The 13,880-nt window shown below is 49.8% G+C and carries 15 protein-coding genes; 1 reads left to right on the top strand and 14 read right to left on the bottom strand.

Going from position 1 to position 13,880, the window contains the following annotated elements; all coding sequences use genetic code 11:
* Both AB1L42_RS01535 and AB1L42_RS01530 read right to left on the bottom strand, forming a co-directional pair.
* Positions 1-423 carry a hypothetical protein gene (locus tag AB1L42_RS01535; RefSeq protein WP_367050432.1) on the bottom strand — a complete coding sequence of 141 codons (423 nt, stop codon included), beginning with the start codon at positions 421-423 and terminating at the stop codon, positions 1-3.
* A gap of 89 nt (positions 424-512) precedes the next feature.
* On the bottom strand, positions 513-1,163 hold the full coding sequence (locus AB1L42_RS01530; protein ID WP_367050430.1) for a hypothetical protein: 651 nt from the start codon (positions 1,161-1,163) through the stop codon (positions 513-515).
* Positions 1,164-1,402: 239 nt separating this feature from the next.
* On the opposite strand from AB1L42_RS01530, the gene AB1L42_RS01525 reads away from it, so the two are divergent.
* A complete protein-coding gene (locus tag AB1L42_RS01525) occupies positions 1,403-2,668 on the top strand; it encodes a hypothetical protein (RefSeq protein WP_367050428.1) in 1,266 nt (421 codons plus the stop codon).
* Between the two features lie 18 nt (positions 2,669-2,686).
* On the opposite strand, the gene AB1L42_RS01520 is transcribed toward AB1L42_RS01525, so the two are convergent.
* From AB1L42_RS01520 to AB1L42_RS01465, 12 genes are all read right to left on the bottom strand, one after another.
* The gene (locus AB1L42_RS01520; protein WP_367050426.1) at positions 2,687-3,091 is read right to left on the bottom strand and encodes a type III secretion system chaperone; all 405 of its coding nucleotides are present in this window, start codon (positions 3,089-3,091) and stop codon (positions 2,687-2,689) included.
* A 39-nt stretch (positions 3,092-3,130) separates the two neighbouring features.
* Complete coding sequence (locus tag AB1L42_RS01515) at positions 3,131-3,691, bottom strand: hypothetical protein (protein WP_367050424.1); 561 nt, start codon at positions 3,689-3,691, stop codon at positions 3,131-3,133.
* A gap of 56 nt (positions 3,692-3,747) precedes the next feature.
* On the bottom strand, positions 3,748-6,507 hold the full coding sequence (locus AB1L42_RS01510) for a hypothetical protein (protein WP_367050422.1): 2,760 nt from the start codon (positions 6,505-6,507) through the stop codon (positions 3,748-3,750).
* Positions 6,508-6,723: 216 nt separating this feature from the next.
* Positions 6,724-8,166, bottom strand: a complete 1,443-nt coding sequence (locus AB1L42_RS01505) for a hypothetical protein (protein WP_367050420.1) — start codon at positions 8,164-8,166, stop codon at positions 6,724-6,726.
* An 80-nt stretch (positions 8,167-8,246) separates the two neighbouring features.
* A complete protein-coding gene (locus tag AB1L42_RS01500) occupies positions 8,247-8,738 on the bottom strand; it encodes a type III secretion system chaperone (RefSeq protein ID WP_367050418.1) in 492 nt (163 codons plus the stop codon).
* 162 nt (positions 8,739-8,900) lie between these two features.
* Entirely contained in the window at positions 8,901-9,941 is a 1,041-nt protein-coding gene (locus AB1L42_RS01495) for a GNAT family N-acetyltransferase (RefSeq protein WP_367050416.1), read from the bottom strand.
* Positions 9,942-9,980: 39 nt separating this feature from the next.
* Positions 9,981-10,442 (bottom strand): type III secretion system chaperone, encoded by a 462-nt coding sequence (locus AB1L42_RS01490; RefSeq protein ID WP_367050414.1) that lies wholly within the window; start codon positions 10,440-10,442, stop codon positions 9,981-9,983.
* A 139-nt stretch (positions 10,443-10,581) separates the two neighbouring features.
* Positions 10,582-11,643 carry a type III secretion system export apparatus subunit SctU gene (sctU, locus tag AB1L42_RS01485; protein WP_367050412.1) on the bottom strand — a complete coding sequence of 354 codons (1,062 nt, stop codon included), beginning with the start codon at positions 11,641-11,643 and terminating at the stop codon, positions 10,582-10,584.
* Positions 11,640-12,431: a type III secretion system export apparatus subunit SctT gene (sctT, locus tag AB1L42_RS01480; RefSeq protein ID WP_367050410.1), complete on the bottom strand. Its 792-nt coding sequence runs from the start codon at positions 12,429-12,431 to the stop codon at positions 11,640-11,642. Before sctT ends, sctU begins: the two co-directional genes overlap by 4 nt.
* A complete protein-coding gene (gene sctS / locus AB1L42_RS01475; protein WP_367050408.1) occupies positions 12,428-12,697 on the bottom strand; it encodes a type III secretion system export apparatus subunit SctS in 270 nt (89 codons plus the stop codon). Before sctS ends, sctT begins: the two co-directional genes overlap by 4 nt.
* Before the next feature lie 71 nt (positions 12,698-12,768).
* Positions 12,769-13,419 carry a type III secretion system export apparatus subunit SctR gene (gene sctR / locus AB1L42_RS01470; protein WP_367051690.1) on the bottom strand — a complete coding sequence of 217 codons (651 nt, stop codon included), beginning with the start codon at positions 13,417-13,419 and terminating at the stop codon, positions 12,769-12,771.
* Entirely contained in the window at positions 13,412-13,792 is a 381-nt protein-coding gene (locus tag AB1L42_RS01465) for a FliM/FliN family flagellar motor switch protein (RefSeq protein ID WP_367050406.1), read from the bottom strand. Before AB1L42_RS01465 ends, sctR begins: the two co-directional genes overlap by 8 nt.
* Positions 13,793-13,880 lie beyond the last annotated feature (88 nt).

Genomic DNA, 13,880 nt, shown 5'->3' with positions numbered 1-13,880 from the left:
TCAGACCGTCATCCGATTCCGAGGTGGTTTGCGTTTCTTGCTAGCAGACTGTTCCGGATATTGGCGAGCCATTTCCTCCTCTGCGCGCTTGCGAATCTTCTTGCGAATGGAGTCTTTGAGAGCTTGAAGCTCGGCCTGAGCTTCTGGAGAGATCTCTGGGGTATCCATGTTGCTCATTTTCTCTCGCAATAGTTGACTGAGACGATCGACCGTCAGTTTCATCTCGGCATAGCCCTCGCGGATTGCATTCACGCGTTGGTTCACCCGCCGAACCGGATCATGCTCACGTTTTGCAGCAACAAGCGCGTGCATGGCTGGACTGTTTTGCTGTTTGGTGTGCATCCCATTGATGATTTTTTCAATCACCTCACAGGCATTGTGGACGTCGTTGACGTCAATTTGGCGACTTTCTTTTTGCAACATCTGGCCGAGTTTCTGTCTTAGAAGTTCCAAGAGGCGTCGATAAACGCAGATAAATGACGTGTTGACTTTCCGAAAAGTACGCTTGAATTCTATGGATCTTGCAGTCCGTGAATTGGACTCGTTGTCTTTGGGAGTGCCTCGATTGCAGCGTTTATTAATTGTTGATCTTCGATGAGCGATTTCGTGACCTCGCTGTGAGAAATTATCGAGTCAATCAGCGTGGTGTCGAAATGGCGGTTAAAAGCGATCATGCGTTGCAGGTCTTCCGCGAACTGAAGATGTTCCAGGTGTTGTTCCTGAATTTCGTGCTCAGCTTCGTTCCAAGCCATTTCTTCGGTTTGTTGTTTCATCGAGAGAAGACGCTGTTGCACAAGACGCTCGTCTAATTCTTCTCGATTTCGACGCGTCAATGCCGAACTTCCAGACCGAACGTGATTCAGGCTCCTGCGTTTTTTCAGCAACGACAGCAGAAACTGTTTGACACTTGGGTTCTTGCGTAGAAGTTCTACTGCCTGCGAGATCTGACGATCCGTGATGCGTCCCGCCCGGATTAGAAAGCGGTTGCGGATCAGTGACTCCCGTGTGAATTCCATATCCGGCCCCACTTCGATCGGTTCCACAGTTTTCTCGAAGATCCTTCCAGATTGGGATTCAGCGTCATTCTTCTCCGGCTGCAACTCATCCACAATTCGCGCATGTTCGTCGGCTTCGTTTGTGGTCAGTTGGGAATAGGTCGACATGACACACCTTTCCAAGCGATCGGAAGTATTGACATTTTCAAGACAGAACTGCAGTTGCTGGAAGTCAACGTTTGATTCGAATTGATGGGACTCATGCGACGAATCGCTCCGACTGTTATGTACGAATTTCGACGATGGAACTTGCACCCAGTGTTTGAGGTTCTCGTTTGCAAGAAACGCAGAGATGGCACGTTCCGTATAAGAGGCGATAGATCTTTACACCCAATCGAGGCCAACTCATGGCATTCCAGTCGCTGTCGAGCCAGAACGACCCACTGCGTAACAACGACTTCTTTCATGAGAATGAACAGCAAAGAATGTCGATGGACTCGCAGGATTCGATTGGCAGTATCGACTCCGAACTCGGCACCCAGATCAATCAAGTAAATCAGGAACAAGAGGGTAAGTTTCACTTACGCTGGTATCGTCCGGGAGCTCATGATCTCGATGCCATTTTTGCCGGCTCAATCGCTGCAGCTCGTCGCGGTCGAAAGGGTGTGAACGGTTTTCATCAGGAGGAATCGCCGAATCCCTCGAATTCGACGACTGCCTCTTCCAGTCAGTTCACGTCTCCACTGACCTTGTCCCCACGCCCCAATCACTCTGAAGCGATCGAAGAGTCTCACGAAATGACGGTTCGCCTGGTGAATCCATCCAGCGAAAATGAGGACGAAATCTCGTCACCCGAACACTTGGGACAACCATCGTTTTCTTTCGAGAGTCTTCGCGACTTGACGCTACAGCTACCAGATCCAGATATTTCTCATTCGATGGATTCGACACTCGATTCACAGGACTTCGGAACTGAGACGACGAGGGGGACGTCGAAAATTCGTTTGTTTGGTTGGCGAAGAAATACGCACGGAGAAGTCCGCCAAGTGGAGATGGTGCCTTTGGTTTGTCAGGACTCTGTGCAGGTTCCGGATAACGAGTCACTGGTTGGACATGAAGTGACGGTCCTGCATCGTGGGGAGAAGTGGTTCAAACGAGGATTGGTCGCCGGTTTGGCAGCGAACGCTGGACTGGCACTTGGGAGTGGAATTGTGGCTGCAATCACCGCGAAAGGAACGGTACTTACGATCGCTTCCATTCTCGGAATTGCGTCCGGACCGGTCGGCTGGGTCATCGGGTCCATTGCGTTGACCGTCATTGTCTCCTCATGTCTTGCCGGTGCTGCCGTCAGCGCACCGATTCTCATTCATGACGTCAAGCAGTCGAAAAAGGATCGAAAACAGTTCGAAGAGGCAGAAAGAGAACGTTATATCAGGGAACTGAATGCAGTTGGCCCTCCAAAACGCGGTGCGAAAGTTCCAATCAATTTTGACTTAGACGAGTACTACTTCGAGTCGGACGAGTTGCTAAGAAAAGTCCTGGATGAGGACGAAGTCAGCAATACTGAAAACGCTGACAGAGGCGAGCTTGAAACTGACGTGAGTTTAACAGACCTTGAATCGTCTAGTTCGACAGGCACGAGTCGAGAAAAGTCATCCGATACAGGTGATTAGCCGCAGCGATAATGGCAGTCAGAGAACCTCTGCAATATTGCTTTCGTCCATTTGTCGCACTGCCTTAGCAAACTGCTCGGACAGATCCAGGAATGATCCGACCACTCGATCGAACTCAGCAGGGTCAAGGTCGTCAATCGAAATCATGATCCACAACACGATGTTCTCTCCAGTTTCGTCGAGCGAAAACGACGCGCCCTGAGTTTTTACTCCAAGATGATTCCATCGCAGCAACTGCCGAAACAGATCGCTCTCGGATTGAATGGAAACAGTTGCAATCGTTGACGAAAGCATCACAAATCGTCCGCCTTCGGTCGCTTCAATTCGGAAACCGAAGTCATCGTTGTAGGTGAAGCTGCAAGCTCCATGAAAATTCTCAACGCCATAATTTCGTGACCAGATTTGCAGTTCTTCCATTGTCATTCTTCTTGCTCTTTCGATGTGGCGAAGCACGAAAACTCGTCAACTCAATGATGCATTCACTTCGTTTCTCTCCGAGATGCCGAACAGTGGAGGAATCGCGATCCCTTTCACTTCGAGCTCTTCGATGAATTGCTCGGCATTGATCTCTCCTTGAAATATTCGACTGATGAAACGTCCGTGGTTGCGAGTAAAGAAACCAATCATGTCGACGACTTCACGAATCAAATCAGGGTCGACGGTCATGGCGCCGGAAACCACCAGTTGATACTGAAAGAAGACAGCGGGAGTCTGTTCGCAGAACTGATGTCGACCAACTGGCAGAAAGCGATTCAAAAGAAAGAGTGTCCGAATCACCTCTGGGACGCAATCAACATGATCGATCACGAATGGATAGATGAGCGAGAAGTGAATGAACTCGACCGCGTCTTGTGATTCTGCTGGCATCACCTCAATGAAGAGGGAGTATTCACGACCCAACTCATCGGGTCGAAACGGCACAACGAGTGTGCTGAGCGATTTTTGAGTTTCTACAGAATCAGCCAGGACAGGTTTGTACCCGGAGCCTTCCAGACTCTCCGCGATGCGTTCAATAGCGGTCATCGCTTCCCTTTCTAATAAACTATTTAAGTACGTTGTGCTGTTGTATTCCAAAGATTTCATTGCGTGAGTTCGGCCTGATATTCTCCGATCAGCTTTGCTCCGATTTCGTCGTATTCTTCGCTGTTCGGTGCGTCGACGAGTGCCACAATTTCTTCCTGAGACATGCGGTAGGCGTTCCGCAACACGTGTGCGGCGGGGGTTCTCAAGATGCTGTTGAAATGTGCGTCTTGAATAAGATTCCGGCGAGACGACAACTTCTGAAGTTCAGACTCGAGGTAGCGTTCCGCTTCGATCGGAATGTGCGGATCTCGTAGTTGCAGTTCACAGGCTTGGATGTCATCGTTTACTGATTGAAGTTCGCGGGCCGCATCATTGTTGAATCGCATATCACGTGTTTGCCACTTCAATTGATGGAGCAGTTGCATCGCTGTTGGCCGCTTCGCCGCGGCTCCATGCCCTCGGGAAATCCTCGTCAGAGCGATCGCTTCCGGTGTTGTTCCTTTTTCCTCTGCTTCAACGATCAAATCAGCGAGAAATTTGGTATCCCCCCCGCGTCCTAGAAGCAGGTCTTCAGTCCGTTGAATCTTCCAGATTTCATGCGTCGCTTTCGCGACTTTGAAGATTGCAATTCCAACCGCGACTGTTGCAAATGAAGCGAGCAAGATTGGTGCGACGACCGGACTGAAGACAGTCGTCACTCCAACAGCGGCCAGGGCAACAAGTGTGTAACCTGCCGCCATCCCGAATCCCTTCAGCGAGGAGCAGACATTGAGGAGGCGGGTTTGTTGGTCCTTAAGATCGTTGAGAGTCCGAATCTGGTATTTCAGCGACTCAACCAGTTGAGGGGCGGTTTCCGTTTCCAGCTGCCTTTCAAGTCGTTTGACTGTCTTATCCAATCTGCGATAAGTCATCTGGCCACGGATTGCTTTGAAGCTTCCAATCACTCCTTCCGTGAACTCAGCCGCTGCTGCTCCAAACGCTCCGAAGACTTTTGCGATCGTCGTCCCGACACCGGTCAGACCAACTTGAACAGCGATGTCGTGCCCCATCGTGGCAGCGTGGCGATTGACTTGCGTGACAGCAACTCCTTGCTCGATACGATCAAGAGCGATCTCTTGGTCTCCGAGTTTCTCGAAATAAAGCCTCTTGAGGTTCGATCGGTATTTGTCGACCTGATTGAGAGAATCTTGACTCACTCTGAGATCTCTCAACCCCTGCTCTGCAACTCTAATTTTATGCTTCTTGTGTTCGACTTCTTTTTGAATTCGGACAAAGTCGTCAGCGTTTTTAACGATCGCTAGAGTGTGGAGGACATCCTTTGCCACAAACTCAGCGACGTCCATTTTCTCGGTGGCACTGGTGTCAACCTCTTCACCAGATTCTTGTGCTTTCAGGCTCCCGATCGCGATCCCTGCTTCGTTCTGAGCGATCATGCCTTCCGTGCCGAATGCCCCTGTTTCCGCTGTTTTTCTGCGGAATACGCTCGTGCTGAACCAATTCTTGAACGCTTCCCATGTCCTTTTGACTCGGCCCTTGGGAACAAGTGACTCTGCCAGCGATCGGTATTCCGCAGCCCATCCGTCAACGAGCGAATCGATCTCTGAGAAGACTCGCTCTTGTTCGTGCGGTTTAAGATGCGTCAGTCCTTCAATGTAATAATTTTCGCTTGCGTACTTCGGCAGATGCTTGAGGTCCAATCCATTCGTATTCGCCAAGTGAAGAATTCGCGAATACTTAAGTACTAATTCGTTTCGCTGCGTATCTGTGTCTTTTACCGGGTTCGACTGCTTCAACTTTGATAGCTGATTTCGCCATGAGTCCAGGTTGGCAACCGTCTCTATGTCATCATCCTGAGCGGCAACAAGCACGCTTCCAATCTGACGAAGCCGACTACTGCGGGCAATTCGACTTTGGACTTGCCGGTCCGCTGAGGAGGGACGAGCGACACTCGATTCTTGCTCCGTTCCTAAAGCATCTAGTCCTGGCGAAGAACTGCTCCAGACTGCTTCCAAGTGGTCGACTTCAACTGCAAGGCTTTGAAGTTGACGTTGCGTTTCACGATTGTCTTGTTGGTCCGACGACAGTTGATTGAACTGCGTTGCATTGGATTGATTGAACTGCGTTGCATTGGATCGAAGACTTTGGCGAAGAGACTTCAGTTCATTAAGTTTTGCAAGGTCGACTTCGGTGGCAGTACTTTGAGTTTTGAATGACTCCAATGTCTCCACTTGAAAGTCGACGACGATCAGTAGATTTCTGAGAGTTCGTTTTAGGTTTTCCTGCACATTGGACAACTCGGTAGAAGACGATTCTGCGATTTTGCCCTGTGGATCGATTCGCCGATATTCCGGAGTTCCAGACAGTTCGTGGAATCGTTGCTCGGCAGATCGAAAAGTCGCCAGCAAACCACCACGCTGTCGATGCAAGATGCGTTGTTGCATGCTTGTTGTCGGAGCGTTCAATTGAAGCTGCCCTTTGACGTCAGCTTCGTTTCGATCCCAGAAACTGCGGTCTCGTTGGAATCGATTGCGGGATGTCAACGTTTCTTTAACGTTGCGTGACAGATTGGCTTCGGCGAGTTGATCGATCGTCTGCTGCTTGATCGATCGCTGGCTTTCATCAGCGTGATATCGAAGAGCGTCCCGATAGTGTTGGACGGGATGCTGGGGAGGAGCGGAAAGTGGTGGAGCGAGGTAGTGAGTGGGCGCGGGTTGCGGGTCGCTCAAGTTCAGAGTGAACTCATCTGCGACATGAGCCTGTTCAGTGTCACTAATTGAAAGAATGAGCGATGATGTATCACGAATATCAGCGGACATAATCAATCACTCCTTCCCGTCACTTTGCAAAGAGCGTCGTTTTATCGAGGAAGGCTCACAAGCTGAGTTGTCAGACGACATTCAACGGACGACCCGTCCCTTTAGGGAGACCGACTGTTGTCGTCCAAGATACAAAACGAGAATGAGAAGAAGTCTTGCAGCGACCACCTGAAAGGATCGATCCCGTGGTTGCCGAAAAAATGGACCAGCAATAGATCACTTCTTCGTCAGGACGAGCCCTGTATTGGTCAACTCGCATGAACTGAAGCGGACATTCTTAAGTACCTCATCAGAGAGTGTCGTTTTATGATTAAATGCTTTGGAGCACGCTTTCTGCGAAAACTGAAAAGTGAAATCGAGATCGTCACCGTTGTTCTTGGGGACCAGACCACCTCCAGATCCTTTCTCGGCGGCCACTCGTTTCGTCCAGTTGATATTCTTGCCGATGATTTTCAGGACCAGATTACCATCTTCGCTAACGTGGAATTGAACGTGCTTTGTCTTTGGATTGCTGGGGTCCGTCCTGATGAGCTCGTTCTTGTCAGGACCTTTCTGAATTTGAGGCCGCCATCCAAGCCCCGGCGATCCGTTCAGAAACTTTCCAATCGCCTCCATTGGAATTTCGACTTTCGAGCCAGACGGTCCCTTTGCAGCATCTTCAATTCGTGATGCAATCACTCCTCCTGCCTCGTTTGCGGCTGCCTTGATGTCATCCTCCGATGGTTTTCTTACTGCCGTGCTTACGACCACCACGTTCGAACGCACTTCGGAAGCATCGCTCGTGTCATTGCTTTTCGCATGGTTGGTTGGATTGGTCGCTGACGAGTTGACTGTGTCCGACTTTGCATTGGTTTTTGGCCCTGATTGATCGTCGATTTGGGGAGACTGATTTGATTCGTCGGTCTTTGAAGTCGGCGCTAAGTTCTTTTCGGCTTCGACGTTCGGTCGATCGACTTCATTTTTAGTTGGCTGCGATTCGAGGGGCTGCTGTGGTCCTGAATCGTCCTGCGTGTGAGTCGAGAGTTGTGAATCGAGTCTTGATCGGTCAATGCTGTTCCCGCTCTCATTTTCCTCGACGAGCGAATCGATGAAGTCGAAGAACTGATTCTCGTCTGCAATCGATTTGCGGCTGAGGTGATCGCCCTTATCGACTGAAAGGCGTGGATCAGATTGTTGAGATGCATGCGAATCACCGCTTGGAGGTTCTTCCGCAGTCGACGTATTCGCACGCTGACTGATATCGACATGACCTGATCTAGGTCGAGTGAAGTCATTCTGTTCGTATGCTGGGGCTTCGAGATATTCCAAATCACGCAACAACTCTTCGATGTCTTCATCGGTGAGTTGATCGTTATCGACGACATTGCCCTTGAACTGATCGACGAGGTTGTTGTAGCCGTTGACCAGATCTTGATGTTTGGCTTTCAAGTTCCCGTGTGATTCACGCAGATCTTTAGCAAGCTCCAGGCCACCCTTCTCTTGCTTGGACTTGAGTGGATGATTGATCTGATCGTCCAGCTTCTGCTGCAGGTTCGCGGAAGGCTTCTCCTGCGATTGATGCAGCACATCTGACTTGATGTCCGGGTCTTCGTCGATCGCGTTTTTCCGGCTGCGAGTCAATGCGGTCGCATCGGTTGCTGAGATTTGTGACATGCTCATTGCGAATGCCGATCTAGTCAGAAGGATCAAGATAAAACAGTAAAACGTTCAGCTGCCAGGTTGAGCGCGCGTTCAGGAATTCAGACTCGTAGTGCTTCTGTGGTGCATCCGGAAGTGTCAAATTCTTCGCCGATGGCGATTTGCTGATCGCAATTCTGTTGAATTCGGCAACTCGACAGAATCAGTTTTTGCCACACTCGCACCTTGCGTTGAAAACCAGTGACAAGTTGGCAGAATTCCGTCACGTTGAGGTGTCTGACGAAATGTTCGTAGCTTTGCACGAGGTCATCATCCGTCGAATCAAGAGAGACTTTGACACCTCCGGTGTGATTCCAGAGAAAGTTGTATCTCAATAGCTGCTCATAGATTTCGAGTCGATCCATCATTCCGACTGTTCCCAAACGTGAAGACAGCACGAGGCGACAAGTTTTCGGGTCATAGTCGATGCGAATAATGCAGTCTTCGTCGATTGCAACGAGAAAAGAAGACTCGTCGAGAGCTTCCACATGGACGGCTCTGAGAAGAGGTCCCGACTCTGCAATGATCATCCGAAGTTGTTCTAATGTTATCATGCCTGATTACTCTCAATCGATACTACAGACGGCAATAGCTGTTGGTGGAAAGTGAGCGAATGGTCAGCACACCACAGTTTCAGAACGTTCAACTTCCCCGTTATTGCAGCCGAATTTCTATGCCAGCCGTAGATTGAGCTGTTCCCGGGAGTCTGACCGCCATTATCGATTAAGCGGTTCGTTCGTCAGCTCTTTCGCGAAGAGCTTCCAAGTTCCGTCAGGCTCGAATCCACACGTTCGATAGAGGTTCCAGGCTGGCAAATTGCATCCATCGCACGTCAGGATGATGCGTTTCGCGTTGGATTCGATACAGATCTTCTGAGCATGATGAATCATTGCACTACCCAAACGCCGCCCCCTAGCCTCTGGAACAATCGACAGATAAACCACTTCAAATTCTGGCTGAGTGTTGTGGCGAGATAGCAACAGACACCCGATGTCTTTTCCACCCTCATTAAGAATCAACCAATTTGAAGGAGTTAATGACTCTCGAAAACAGTGTCCCTCCAGCATGTCTTCCGTTTTTCGAGTCCCGTGGAGCTTACGGCAGTCGAGCGAATCTTTCTCGCAACGATTCAGTATGTCTACGAGTCGTCTTTGATGCTTTGCGTGCTCATAATTTACGAAAGACAAATTGTGATTTGTGACAGGTTTGGTTTCTGAAACCTGCCAGAACATCCGAGTCAGTTCTGCGACTTCTTTGAGTCCCAGAAATTGCAGCTGAGAGATGGAAGCAGCCGCATCGGGTTTCACAGTGGACCAGGCCAAGTCGGATGGCGACTTGGCAATGCGATCTGAAACTTGTTGCAAAAAATTCAGTTGGTCAGTTTCGCCGATCGACCGCGAGAAACAAGGTAGCCAAACGTTGAGTTGTCGCCCGGGGAGCTGATACAGCCAAATTGCAGCCTCAATTTCTGATGTCCGACCGGCTACGAGCAGCCCACTCAAGAGTTTCGGATGATTTTTTGCGAGCGAAATGATCCAGTTGAGCATTCGCCTTCTCGCGACTCCGACCGGATTCTTGAAGAGATGACTGATCGCTGCTAGTCGTTCAGATGGTCGAGCGATTCTGAGCGTTAATTCTCCACTCGATTGCCCATGCTCAGCGAACGGCTGCTTGAATTTTGAGTCGGTCTGCGACTCTTGATGATGGTGCGAAGGTCTCGAATCCGTGAGAGTATCGGCGAAAAGCACGTTGTTCATTTTGATCCCTTAGTCATTGATCCACTCTTTTGAGAGGGACTATTTCGCTGTCAGAGCGGACGTGCAGAGCGTTGTTCCGACCCTCGTGTCGCTGTGAAATCCATCGGAATCCTGAATCTGCTGCGACCAATACTCGACTGCATTCACAAATTCCTCGATGAGACTTTCGAAATCCTGGTAAGTCATCCCCTGAATTTGTTCGATTCGCTGAAGGGTGATTTGTTCCGTCAGTTCGTCGATTGCAAAAACCGCTCCATTCGTCGACTGTCCAAACAGAGACGCGTCGAGTAAACGCAACAGCAGACCAACGGAAGTTTGCTCCGCAACGTGTCCCACATGTGAGTAAATCAACAACTCGTCTACGTTCGATGTTGGCATCATCGAAACGGAAATTGACCGGTCGAACAATAGTCGGAGCTCACCATCTGCATTGGGGCTCAGGTTGGGAATGCCACACTCCTGACCGAATTCGCTGACCAGATTTTGAAACAAGTCATGCATTGCCAGAATCAGATATTCTCAACCAGAATTCACCAGTCAGAAAACGGGGAGATGAATGGGATCTTGCAAACAAATTGACCGTTCTCGTCGCCATTGAGTCGAATCCGACAGTTAGCTACAACTGAATCTCAGGCCAGCGCTATAAGTGTTCAAGACCTTGAGCACGTTTCAGTCGAGAGACGGCCTTGAGGACCTCAGCAACCGGTTCAATGAAGTCTCGAGGAATGTAATTATCGATGCTTCCATCGGCGTAGAGAGCACGAGCCAACGGGATGTTTCGCATGATGGGGATGTTCTCCTCTTCTGCGACCGCCATCATGCGAAGTGCAACCGGACCTTTCGCTTTCGCAAGCATGATTGGCAATCGAGTGATTCCCTTTTCGTAATAGAGAGCAATGGCATAGTGCGTTGGGTTGGTCACGAGAACTGTTGAATTCTTAGTCTTCTTGACAGCTTGATCGTTCGCCAGTTCCCGGTGCAGCTGCTTGCGTCGGCTCTTGATTGTCGGGTCGCCCTCGTTCTCCTTGTGTTCCTGTTTCACCTCTTGTTTGGTCATCATCAGCTGTTTCGTGTGCTGCTTTTTCTGAAACAGGTAGTCGAAGACAGCAATGACGACATAGGCGAAGGTCGTGACAACGGCCAGGTTGAACATGAGGAGATGAAGCACGCGTACTACACCGTCAAGACCGTCGTTGGGAACGTAAACGAGTGTCGGAATCGAGTTGCGAATCAGTCGATAGATAAGAACGCCGAGGAAGAGAACTTTGATCGCCGACTTCAGAAACTCGACGAAGTTTTTCATTGAGAAGATCTGTTTGAATTTCTCAGCTGGATTGAGCTTTTCCAGCTTGGGAATGATCGGTTCAAACGACAACAGAGGGCCGACTTGAAAGTAGTTGGCAGCAAGTCCAGCAATGATGACCGTCACGAGAGCGGGCAATGAGATCAGCATTGCATAAGTCGCGACACCTGTGAAAACCTGTGGCAGTGCGTCGTTGAATGGAACACCGTAGAACTTTGCCGGAAGGTGAATCATCTCTATGAATTGCTGGTAAATCCATTTGTGCGCGACCAGAAAGTAAGTGAATATTCCCAGAAGAGTTGCTGTCGAAGAAATCTCTTTGCTGTGCGCGACCTGCCCCTTCTTTCTCGCGTCACGAAGTCGTTTGCTTGTCGGCTGTTCGGTTTTTTCCTCGCTCACTTCACCACCGCTTTCAAAGAATCGACGATATGCTCAATGGAGGTCGAGTCGGTCAGCAGGAAATTGACGAGATAGGGAAAGTAGAAAATCAAAACGATAAATGCGACGAGGCTCTTGAGTGGCATCGCCAGGAAGAAGACATTCAGTTGCGGAGCGAAGCGATTGATTAAACCGAGCCCAAACTCGGAAATAAAAAGAGTAATCAGCAATGGTGACGCCAAGATGACTGTCATTTTCATGACGTCATCAACATGCCCGAGAAAAAATGTGGGAAAATCGCTCGCGAATGTCGGAAAGCACGTGAAGATCGGCCAGGCGATATAACTCTGAAACATCGCTGTTAGAAAGAGTAGATAGCCTCCACTTGTGTAAAACAGTGCAATGAGGGCCTGCTGCATCAGCTGCCCAAGTGGGCTGACTTGCTCGTTTGTGTTTGGATCGAGGCTTTCTGCAATCGACGCTCCTCGTTGGTTGTCGATTACCATTCCGATTCCCAGTGCAACCCAAAAGAGTTTTGAAGCCAGGAATCCCAGCATTAAGCCCAGGAGTGCTTCCTTGAGGAATATGCTCACGAGTTCAAGCGGGGCCAGTGACTCGACCGGGAGTGTCGGTCCGACAATCGGATACAGGATGAGTCCCAGGCTGGCGATGATGCTCGCGCGAACCGGAAGCTGAATAGAATCACCACCCATGAATGGCACGGTTAGGCTCGCGACGGTCATGCGTGTGACAGACAGAACAGCTGTCACGAACAGGCTTCGAAATGATTCCAGAATCAGGTCGCTCATTGGACTACTGTCCCGAACTGGTCGAAGCTTTGAATTGTAAAGTTGTAAATTTCCCCGCCCATCCAGCGAGCCGTTCCAAGAAGTGTCACCACAACTGCGATAAGCTTAATCGCGAATGAAAGAGTCTGTTCCTGAATTTGAGTAAGTGCTTGAAACAGACTCACCAGCAACCCAATGATCGTTGCAGCCAGAATGGGAGCGAGCGAAGCTGTCAGAACCAGAATCGACATCAGGATCGTCTGGTGCAGAATCATTTCCGTGGTCATAAAAGTCGCTTCTTCAGACTTCGAATACTAGCGTGGACAACGATCGAACGACTAATGTGAGCTCAGATGGGTTAGGTGTAAGTCAGAATCAGTCCGTGAATCAGGCGTGTCCATCCATCGGCTGTCACGAAGAGCAACAGCTTCAGCGGTAACGAAATCGTCATCGGCGAGACCATCATCATTCCCATCGCGAGAAGGATGTTGGAGACGATCAAGTCGACTGCGATAAACGGCAAATACAACAGAAAACCGATCTGAAACGCACTTGTCAGCTCGCTGACAGTGAACGCCGGGACGAGGACCATTAGGCTGTCCGTTTCAAGACTCTTTGCTTGTTCTTCAGGCCATAGTTTGAACGCAGTCTGGTGAAAGAATTTCTGCTCTCTGGCGGATGCGTGCTTTTTGAGGAATTCCTTGAGAGGAGTTTGAGCTTGCTCAAGGGTTTCCATGAGCCCATCTTTGTCCTTGATGTCGATCGTCCGGCTGTTCAGAGCGTCGAACATCACGGTGGTCACTGGAGACATCACATAAAGTGACAGAATGATCGAGAGGCCATTAAGCACAAGGTTAGGCGGGTTCTGCTGAATTCCGAGTGCGTTCCGAATCAGCGACAGGACAATCACAATTTTGACGTACGATGTGACCATCAAAGCGACAAAAGGTAACACTGCCAATGCAGAGAAAACGAGGATGAGATCAACGGGGTTGCTGTTGTTAAACATTTCCACAGCTTGGACCCTCCGTTAGACGAACGCCGAGGCGTCCGTTGATATCCAATAGTTCCCCTTTTCCGATGGTCTGGCCGTACGCTTTGATGACCACAGGCTTTTCGACGTGAGTCGAGAGTTCGAAGATGTAGCCCACGCTCATTGAGCGCAGCTGGTCGACGGTCGCTTCGCTCTTACCAACTTCGAAGGTGAGTGGAATCTGAAGCTGCGGGACTATTTCAGCGATCGAGTGCCGAGAATCAGATGCGTCCCAACTCTCATCATCGTTATGACGATGATGAGGACTTTCTTCGACGTTGTTCGTTTCTGAGGTTTCGGCATCTTCCGGGGACATACCCCAGGTTGCTTCGAATGTTTCGGTCGACATCTCTATTACGATTCAGTTGGAGAATGACACAGGTATTGAGTCGCCAGAGTGTTCAATCTTCTCGGCAGCAAGTTGAACGCGGTGAGTT

Origin of the sequence: Thalassoglobus sp. JC818, from assembly GCF_040717535.1 — a bacterium.
Taxonomy (GTDB): domain Bacteria; phylum Planctomycetota; class Planctomycetia; order Planctomycetales; family Planctomycetaceae; genus Thalassoglobus.
The sequence above is the reverse complement of the archived record's forward strand: the minus strand, read 5'-3'. Positions and strand labels throughout refer to the sequence as shown.